A 9629-nucleotide genomic window follows, 5' to 3' on the forward strand; every position below is an offset into this window, starting at 1 on the left:
CGTCCGCCGGCATCGCCGCGGAGACCAGCCAGCCCTGCACCGCGTCGCAGCCGAGGTCCCGCAGGCGTTCCCAGGTCTCGTCGTCCTCGACGCCCTCGGCGACGACCAGCAGGCCCAGCGAGTGGGCCAGGTCGAGGGTGCAGCGGACGATCTCCGCGTCCTGCGGGTCCACCGCGAGCCGTGCCACGAAGGAACGGTCGATCTTCAGCTCGCTCACCGGGAGCCGGCGCAGGTGGACCAGGGAGGAGTAGCCGGTGCCGAAGTCGTCCAGGGACATCTTCACGCCGTGGCCGCTGAGCGCCGCCAGCGTGTCGGCGGCCCGCTGGGGATCCTCCAGCAGCACGTGCTCGGTGATCTCCAGCTGGAGGGACCCGGTCGGGACGCCGTGCCGGGCCAGGCGCGCGGCCACGGAACCCGCGAAACCGGGGGTGTGGACGTCCCGCGGCGAGACGTTGACCGCGACCGGCACCATCAGGCCCTGTGCCCGCCACTCGGCGACCTGGGCCAGCGCCGTCTCCAGCACGTACTCGGTGAGGTGCGGCATCAGCCCCGAGGACTCCGCGATGGCGATGAACTCGTCCGGCGGCACCTTGCCCCGCTCGGGGTGCACCCACCGCATCAGCGCCTCCAGCCCCGCGACCTGTCCGTCGAAGCGGACCTTGGGCTGGTAGTGGAGTTCGACCTCGTGGGCGTCGAGCGCCCTGCGCAGGTCGCCCAGCAGGCCGAGCCGGTCCGGGGTGTTGGAGTCCCGTTTCGACTCGTACGCCTCCACCCCCGTGCGGTCCCGCTTGGCCTGGTACATGGCGACGTCGGCCCGCCGCAGCAGGCCCTCGGCGTCCGGCGCGTGGTCGGGGTAGAGGGCGACGCCCGCGCTGGCCTCCAGCACCAGGGTCAGCCCGTCCAGGTCGAGCGGGGAGCCCAGTTCGGCCACCAGGGCACGGGCCACCCGGGTCGCGGAGGTGGTGGAGTCGACCAGCGGCAGCAGGACCGCGAACTCGTCGCCGCCGAGCCGGGCGGCCTCCGCGCCCTCGGGCAGGACGCGCCGCAGCCGGTCGGCCGTCTGCACGAGCAGCCGGTCGCCGGCCAGGTGGCCGAGGGTGTCGTTGACGGAGCGGAAGCGGTCGAGGTCGATCAGGACCAGGGCGGTCCGGGCGTCCTGCCGCTCCGCGTCGTCGAGTGCGCTCCAGGCCCGCTCCAGCAGCCACTGCCGGTTGGGCAGGCCGGTGAGCGGGTCCCGGAGCTGCTCCTCGGCACGGGCCCGGGCCATCCACAGGGTGCGGTCGAGGGCGATCAGCGGGATGGCGAACAGCGGCAGCATCATCGGCTGGACCGAGGCGACCACGCACATCAGCGGGGCGGTGCCGAGCAGCGCGGCGGCGAGCAGCCCCTGCCGGGTGACGTCGGTGCGGGTGAAGACCGGGAGGTTGTCGCTGCTGGGGGCCTGGAGGTACCAGAGCAGCACGCGGGTGACGGCGAGGTAGGCGATCGCCACCACCGCGATCTGCAGGGCGGCGGTGCCGGTCCAGAACTGCGCGGACCAGGGGTTCTCGACGGAGGGGAACCTGCCGAACAGGGCGAGCAGCAGCGCCCCGACGGCGATGCCGAGGATGTCGACGGCGCCGCAGAGCAGGTTCTGGCGTCTGCCGCGCCGCCGGGCCGCCCCGGAGAACACGACGACGGTGAGGCTGACCAGACCGGCGGGCACCCAGCCGTGGAGCAGCAGGACGGCGAGGGTGAGGGCGGCGGCGGAGCCGGTGCCGCCCCACCAGCGGGTCCGGCCGAGCAGCACCAGGTGACCGACGATCACCCCGGTGAGCAGGGCCAGGGACCAGCCGACGGCGCCGGGCGGGAAGAGGGCGTGGTCCCCGGAGAGCGCCCGGTAGAAGCCGGCGCCCAGGACGAACCCCGCGGCGGCGACCACCACCACGGGCAGCACCGGCCAGGAGAGCATCTGCCGGTCGCCGTCCTCGCCCGCGTCACCGCGCGCCGGGGAGGCGGGGAGGGCGAGGAGGCCCGACGGGCGGGCGGCGGAATCCGGCGCGGTCCGTCTCCACCGGAGCGGGGAGGGTTCGGGCCCGCGACCGGAGGGCGGCTGCCCGGGGTCCTGGAAGCTCGGGAAGCCGGGGACGCGGGAGCGGGCCGCGGGGCCGGGGGCGAGCCGGGAGAACGACCGTCGCAGGGCGTCGGACACACGTGCGCGCAGCCGAGGCCCCGACGCGGCGTTCTCGACCGGTTCCATACCCCGTCCCTCTCACGGCCGGCGGTGCCCGTGCCCCGCGGCCGGTGCGACAGCCTCGAGGCCGCGCGTGTCCGAAAAAATCTGTCCCGCGGCGGTTCCCGCAGCGGGGCGCGCACCGACGCCGTCGTGCGGTCCGGTGCCACACCCCAACAGTAGGCGGCCGACGGCTTTCTGGGCAGCGGTCACCCGAGGTTACCCGTATACGCCCCGACCCACCCGAAAGGCCCGCTTCCTCCGCGGGGGACGGCCTTCCGGGTGGTTCCGGCGCCGCTGCCGGGCCGCGCCCCTACCCGGCCTGCTCCTCTCCCCCGTCGGCCGCGTCGGCCGCGTCGGCCCCGTCGGCGTCCCCGGGCGCGCCCGGGGCGGCGCCTTCGGCGGGCAGGGCGGCCTCGAGGGCGGCGTCCGGGCCCTGTTCCAGCAGGACGCCGAAGCCGTCCTCGTCGAGCACCGGCACCTTGAGCTGCATCGCCTTGTCGTACTTGGAGCCGGGGTTGTCGCCGACCACCACGAACGAGGTCTTCTTCGACACCGACCCGGTCACCTTGGCGCCCCGGCTCACCAGCGCCTCCTTGGCGCCGTCACGGGTGAACCCGGTGAGCGTCCCGGTGACCACCACGGTCAGGCCCTCCAGCGGGCGCGGGCCCTCCTCCTCGCCGGTGGCCTCGTCCTCCATGCGCACGCCGGCCGCGCGCCATCTGGCGAGGATCTCCTGGTGCCAGTCCTCGGCGAACCATTCCTTGAGCGAGGCGGCGATGATCGGGCCGACGCCCTCGGTGGCGGCCAGTTCCTCCTCGGTGGCGCCCTCGATGCGCTCCATCGAACGGAACTCGCGGGCCAGCGCCTCGGCGGCGACCGGCCCGACGTGGCGGATGGAGAGGCTGGTGAGGATCCGGGCCAGCGGGCGTTCCTTGGCGGCGGCGATGTTCTCCAGCATGGCGACCGCGTTCTTCCGCGGCTCGCCCTGCTGGTTGGCGAAGACGGTGGCGATCTTGTCCTCGCCGGTCTTCGGGTCGCGCTTGGGGATGCCGCTGTCCTTGTCCAGGACGTACGCCTTGATGGGCAGCAGCTGCTCGATGGTGAGGTCGAAGAGGCCGCCCTCGTCCCGCAGCGGCGGATCGGACGGCTCCAGCGGCTGGGTGAGCGCGGCTGCCGCCACATAGCCGAAGTGCTCGATGTCGAGCGCCTTGCGGCCGCCCAGGTAGAAGAGCCGTTCCCGCAACTGGGCGGGGCAGCTACGGGCGTTGGGGCACCGCAGGTCGATGTCGCCCTCCTTCATCGGCCGCAGCGGCGTGCCGCACTCGGGGCATGCGGCGGGCATCACGAACTCCCGCTCGCTGCCGTCCCGGAGGTCGGCCACCGGGCCGAGGATCTCGGGGATGACGTCGCCGGCCTTGCGCAGCACCACGGTGTCGCCGATGAGGACGCCCTTGGCCTTGACGACCTCCTGGTTGTGCAGGGTGGCGAACTCGACCTCCGAGCCGGCCACGGTGACCGGCTCGACCTGCGCGTACGGGGTCACGCGGCCCGTGCGGCCGACGCCCACGCGGATGTTGACCAGCTTGGTGTTGACCTCCTCCGGCGCGTACTTCCAGGCGATGGCCCAGCGCGGCGCGCGGGAGGTGGAGCCGAGGCGGCCCTGGAGCGGGATCTCGTCGAGCTTGACGACGACGCCGTCGATCTCGTGCTCGACGGAGTGGCGGTTCTCGCCGAAGTGGGCGATGAACGCGCGCACCGACGGCAGGTCGTCGACCACCTTGTTGTGCCGGGCCGTCGGCAGGCCCCAGGAGCGCAGCAGGTCGTAGGCCTCGGAGAGCCGGGACATCCCGCTTCCCGTGTAGCCCTCCAGGGCGCCGATGCCGTGCACCACCATGTGCAGCGGACGGGAGGCGGTGACCCGGGGGTCCTTCTGGCGCAGCGAACCGGCCGCCGCGTTGCGCGGGTTGGCGAAGGGCTTGTCGCCGGCCTCGACCAGGCGGGCGTTGAGCTCCTGGAACTTCTCCATCGGGAAGTACACCTCGCCGCGGATCTCCACCAGGCCCGGGAGGTCGTCCCCGTGCAGCCGGTGGGGGATCTCGGCGATGGTCCGCACGTTGGGCGTGATGTCCTCACCGGTGCGGCCGTCGCCACGGGTGGCGGCGCGGGTGAGGCGGCCGTGCTCGTAGGTGAGGTTGACGGCGAGGCCGTCGACCTTGAGTTCGCACAGGAAGTGGTGGGCGGAGGCGCCGATCTCCTTCGCGACGCGGTCGGCCCAGGCGGCGAGTTCCTCGTCGTCGAAGGCGTTGTCGAGGGAGAGCATCCGCTCGCGGTGCTGGACGGCGGTGAACTCCGTCTCGTACGCCCCGGCGACCTTCTGGGTCGGCGAGTCGGGCGTGCGCAGCTCGGGGTACTCCTCCTCCAGCGCCTGGAGGTCGCGCAGCAGCCTGTCGAACTCCGCGTCGCTGACGACGGGAGCGTCCTTCACGTAGTAACGGAAGCGGTGCTCCTCGATCTGCTCGGCCAGCTGCGCGTGACGCTCCCGCGCCTCGCTGGGCGCGGTGCCTTCCGCCGCGCCGCCCGCCGTGTTCGCCTGCTCGTCGCCGGCCACTGTCGGTCCTCCCGTTACTCAGGGTTGTCCGCGAGCGATGTCGCCGCCCGGACGCACTGTGCGAGCGCCTTGCGGGCGTACCCCGGGGTGGCCCCCGCGAGTCCGCACGCCGGCGTGATCGTGACCGCCTCCGGGAGAAGACCCGGATGCAGTCCCAGCCTGCGCCAGAGCGTCCTGACACCCATGACGCTACCGGCAGGGTCCGACAACGGGGCGTCGGTGCCCGGCACCACTCCGGCGAAGAGCCGCAGCCCGCCCTCGACCGCCTCACCGATGGTGTCGTCGTCACGCTCGGTGAGCAGCGAGAAGTCGAACGACACGGCGTCGACGCCGGAGCGGCGCAGCAGGGCGAAGGGGACGTCGGGGGCGCAGGAGTGGACGACCACGGGGCCGTCGTGGACGCCGATCACCTCGCGCAGGCCCGCCTCCACGACCTGCCGGTCGACGGCGCGGTGGGTGCGGTAGCCGCTGGCGGTCCGCACCTGGCCGCGGAGCACGGTGGTGAGGGAGGGCTCGTCGAGCTGGAGCACGAGCTCGGCGCCGGGGACGCGGCGGCGCAGCTCGGCGAGGTGGTTCCGCAGTCCCTCGGCGAGGGAGCCGGTGAGGTCGCGGGTGGCGCCGGGGTCGGAGAGGACGGCCTCGCCGTTCCGCAGCTCCAGCGCGGCGGCCAGTGTCCACGGCCCGACGGCCTGGACCTTCAGCTGGCCCTCGTAGCCCTGGGTGTGCTCCTCCAGGGCGTCGAGGTCCTGCCGCAGCCAGGAGTGGGCGCGGCGGGTGTCCCGGCCGGGGCGGTCGCCCAGGCGCCAGCCGCTGGGCTCGACCCGGGCGTACATCTCGACCAGGAGTCCGGCGGTGCGGCCGATCATGTCCGCGCCGGGCCCGCGGGCGGGCAGCTCGGGGAGGAAGGCGAACGTCTCGAACGACCCGACGGCGGTCCGCGCGGCCTCCCGCGCGTCCTCGCCGGGGAGGGAGCCGACCCCGGTGGCGGCCCCGAAGGTGAACCTGCGCTTTTCACTCACCCGGGAAGCGTACGGAAGTGGGCGGGGCCACGGCGTCAGGGGGCCGCCGCTCCGCGCCCCCGCACCCGCCCTCACCGGCACCCGCACCCGCACCCGCACCCGCACCCGCACGTGACCTCCCCGCCGGCCGGCGGCCGTGCCGCCGGTGGAGGCGTCAGCCGAGCGCGCTCCTCGCCTGCCAGTCGGCCCACGGCACGTTCCAGGCGCCGAAGCCGTTGCCCGGTGCGACGACGCCCTTGGTGTCCTTGCCCTTGATCTCGAACGGGTCGCCCGGGCGGACCTGGTCGTAGAACCAGGCGGCGTCCGCGTCGCTCATGCCGATGCATCCGGAGCTCCTGTTGGCCCTGCCGAACCACCTGTCGTTCCACGGCGCGGCATGGGCGTACATGCCGGACCAGGTCAGCCGCATCGACTTGTCGACCATCTTGTCGTAGGCGTCGGCGAGCCCGACCGTCTCCGAGTTCATGTTGATCGTGCCCTCCTTCGCCATCAGCACCGCCGTGCCGCGCCAGGAGCGCCGGTCGCCGCCCGGGGTGCCGCCGGAGACCGGGATGGTGCGGACCGCCTTCCCGTCCCGTTCCAGGGTGAGCTGCTTCCGGTCGAGGTCGACCTTGACGACCTGGTCCGTCCCGACGGTGAAGCGGGTGGTGTAGTCGCGGACGAACCAGCCGCCGTCGCCGGAGTCGGTGCCGTTCAGCTGGGCCTCGAGGGTGACCTTCGTGCCGGGCTTCCAGTACTGTCTGGGCCGCCAGTCGATCCGGTCGCGGCCGGAGTGGTCCTCCAGCCAGGCCCAGGAGCCCTCGGTGCCGTTCGAGGTGGTGAGCTTCAACTGCCGTTCGACGGCGGCCTTGTCGGTGACCGGGTTGTCGAAGACGAGGGAGACCGGCTGGGCGATGCCGACGGTGGTGTTCGCGCCGGGGCGCCAGTCCACCTTGTTGACCTTGTCGGCCCCGGCGGTGGTGAACACGGACGTGGCGGTGCTCTTCGTGCCGGTCTTCGTCGTGGTCACGGCGGTGACCGTGTACGAGGTGCCGGGGACCGCCTTGCGCTGCGAGGCCCACCGCGTGCCGTCGGCGGCGACCTCGCCGGCGAGTTCGCGGCCCTCGCCGTCGGTCACCCTGACCGAGGTGAGCGTGCCTCCCGCCACGGTGACCCGCACCGTGTCACCGGCCCGCACACCGTCGCCCCTCGGCGTCACCGCCACCGTCGCGGGGCGGTCCTCCGCGGCCCGGGTGCCGCCGCCCTCGGCGTCCGCCGCCGCATCACCCGGTCCCGCTCCGGCAGAGCAGGCGGTGAGCGGCGCCAGCAGCACGGCCACTGCCGCGATGCGCACACGTATCTGGCTCAACGGAGCCTCCGTCCATGATGGTTCGGCTGCGACACGGCGACTGTAGGGCCGAGGACACGCAGGTGAGCGGTGGTGCGGGCCATGTGACGGCGACTGCAGAGGAACGGTCATGGTCCGGTCACATTCGCCGCGCGCGGCGGTCACGGACGGCTGTGAGCATCCTCCGCATCCCCACAGAGAGGCTCACACCGTGTCAGCGACGCTCGTGACGGCCGCCCACGGCCGGGAAACACCACTGGGGCCCATCACCGCCGAGACCTACCGTTCGTTCCTCTCCTCCGACGCGGGATCGGAACTGGGCGCCGGGTTCCTGCAGTGCCCGTCCTGGGCGCAGGTCAAGGACGGCTGGCGTGCCCGGACGGTCGGCTGGGGACCCGATCCGGCGGCCGGCCGGCTCTCCGGAGTCGCTCTGGTCCTGCTGCGGCAACTGCCGGGCACCCGGAAGTACTTCGCCTACCTGCCGGAAGGGCCGGTCGTCGACTGGGCCGACCCGGGCATCGACGGCTGGCTCGCCCCGCTGCTGAGGCATCTGCGGGCGTCGGGGGTGTTCGCCGTACGGATCGGCCCCTCGCCCGCGTACCGCCGCTGGAGCGCGGCACGCCTCAAGTCGGCGACCGGGCCGGGACGCAGGCTCTCCGACGTGCTCGCGAGCGAGGTGGACCCGCTGGGCACCGCCGTCGCCGAGCGGCTGCGGGCCCGCGGCTGGAACCGGTGCGGCGGCGACGACGACGGGGACGCGCAGCCGCGCCACGTCTTCCGCATACCGCTCGCCGGGCGCACGCGGGAGGACCTGTGGTCCGCACTCAACCAGGAGTGGCGGCGCAACGTCCGCCGGGCGCAGAAGTCGGGCGTCGAGGTGGTCGTCGGCAGCGCGGCCGACCTGCCGGAGTTCTACCGGCTGCTGCGCGTCACCGAGGAGCGCGACGGGTTCCGCCTCGGACGGTCCCTGCGGTACCACGAGCGGCAGTACGCGGCCCTCAACGCCGAGGAGCCGGGCCGCATGCGGCTCTACCTGGCCCGGTACGAGGGCGAGATCCTCGCCGCCCACACCATGATCCGCGTCGGTCGCCGGATCTGGTACCAGACCGGCGCCTCCGCCGACCACCGCCGCGAGGTCCGGCCCTCCAACCTGCTGCAGTGGCGCATGCTGCTCGACGCCCACGCCCTCGGCGCCGACGTCTACGACATGCGCGGAGTGCCCTCCACCCTCGACCCCGGCGACCGTCCGTACGGGCTGCTGCGCTGGAAGCTCGGCACGGGCGGCGAGGTCGTCGAGACCTTGGGAGAGTGGGAGAGACCGATGGACGGACCGGCCAACCGGGCGCTCTACCGCGCCTTCCAGACCTATCTGGCGCGCCGATGAGCGTCACCGCCGCGGCCGGACCGAAGGCGGAGCCGCCGTCCGTGCTGCGCAGCGGCGCGATCATGGCCGCCGGGTCGGTCGTCTCCCGCGCCACCGGGTTCCTGCGGTCCGCGGTCGTCGCCGCCGCGCTCGGCCTCGGGATGACGGCCGACGGCTACGCGGTGGGCAATGCGGTCCCGACCGTCGTCTACGTCCTGCTGCTCGGCGGCGCGCTCAACGCCGTCTTCGTGCCGGAGCTGGTCAGGGCCGCGAAGGAGCACGCGGACGGGGGCGCGGCCTACACCGACCGGCTGCTCACGGTGTGTGTGCCGGCGCTGCTCGTGCTGACGGGCGCGGCGGTGTGGGCGGCGCCGGCGATCGTCGGGTTCTACGCGGACCACCCGCCGGAACAGCACGGGACGACGGTCGCGTTCGCCCGGTACTGCCTGCCCCAGATCTTCTTCCTCGGCCTGTTCACGCTGCTGGGACAGGTGCTCAACGCGCGGGGCCGCTTCGGCGCGATGATGTGGACGCCGGTCCTGAACAACGTCGTCGTCATCGCGGTGTTCGGCCTCTTCCTGGCGACCGGCGGGAGCGGGACGCTCACCTCGGGGGAGCGAGCACTGCTCGGGTGGGGCACCACGGCCGGCATCGTCGTCCAGGCGCTCGCGCTGGTGCCGTCGCTGCGGGCCGCCGGTTTCCGCTACCGGCCCCGGTTCGACTGGCGCGGCAGCGGTCTGACCCGTCCGCTGCGCTCCGCGGGCTGGCTGGTGCTGCTGGTGCTCAGCAACCAGGCCGCCTACTGGGTCACCACCAGGCTCGCGACGTCCGCCGGTGCCCGCGCCGCCGCCGAGCACGTCGAGGGCGCGGGATTCAGCGCCTACACCAACGCCTACACACTGTGGATGGTGCCGCACGGCATCGTCACGGTCTCCCTGGTGACGGCGCTGATGCCGCGGATGAGCCGGTCGGCGGCCGACGGCGACACGGCGGCGGTCCGCCGGGACGCGGGGTACGCGCTGCGCACCGGCGGAGCCGTCGTGGTGCCCGCCGCGTGCGCGCTGTTCGCCCTGGCGCACCCGGCGACGGCGCTGGTC

At 73.7% G+C, this 9629-nt stretch carries 6 protein-coding genes; 2 read left to right on the forward strand and 4 right to left on the reverse strand.

The features are described from left to right. From HW445_RS09445 to HW445_RS09460, 4 genes are all read right to left on the reverse strand, one after another. Positions 1-2239: bifunctional diguanylate cyclase/phosphodiesterase (locus HW445_RS09445; RefSeq protein WP_180220580.1), on the reverse strand; the 2239-nt coding region annotated here is incomplete at its 3' end. Positions 2240-2525: 286 nt separating this feature from the next. Next, entirely contained in the window at positions 2526-4823 is a 2298-nt protein-coding gene (gene ligA, locus HW445_RS09450) for an NAD-dependent DNA ligase LigA (protein WP_180220581.1), read from the reverse strand. Between the two features lie 14 nt (positions 4824-4837). After that, positions 4838-5842 (reverse strand): methionine synthase, encoded by a 1005-nt coding sequence (locus HW445_RS09455; RefSeq protein ID WP_180220582.1) that lies wholly within the window; start codon positions 5840-5842, stop codon positions 4838-4840. A gap of 154 nt (positions 5843-5996) precedes the next feature. Further along, positions 5997-7190, reverse strand: a complete 1194-nt coding sequence (locus tag HW445_RS09460; RefSeq protein ID WP_257230957.1) for an Ig-like domain-containing protein — start codon at positions 7188-7190, stop codon at positions 5997-5999. A 190-nt stretch (positions 7191-7380) separates the two neighbouring features. Between HW445_RS09460 and HW445_RS09465 the strand changes: the two genes are divergently transcribed. Together HW445_RS09465 and murJ are read left to right on the forward strand one after the other, a co-directional pair. Then, positions 7381-8553 carry a peptidoglycan bridge formation glycyltransferase FemA/FemB family protein gene (locus HW445_RS09465; protein ID WP_308798733.1) on the forward strand — a complete coding sequence of 391 codons (1173 nt, stop codon included), beginning with the start codon at positions 7381-7383 and terminating at the stop codon, positions 8551-8553. After that, a partial coding sequence (gene murJ / locus HW445_RS09470; RefSeq protein WP_180220585.1) for a murein biosynthesis integral membrane protein MurJ occupies positions 8550-9629 on the forward strand: 1080 nt, incomplete at its 3' end. The genes HW445_RS09465 and murJ, both read left to right, overlap by 4 nt.

The sequence above is a fragment of the Streptomyces sp. UH6 genome, from assembly GCF_013421635.1.
In the GTDB taxonomy this organism is placed as follows: domain Bacteria; phylum Actinomycetota; class Actinomycetes; order Streptomycetales; family Streptomycetaceae; genus Streptomyces; species Streptomyces abyssomicinicus.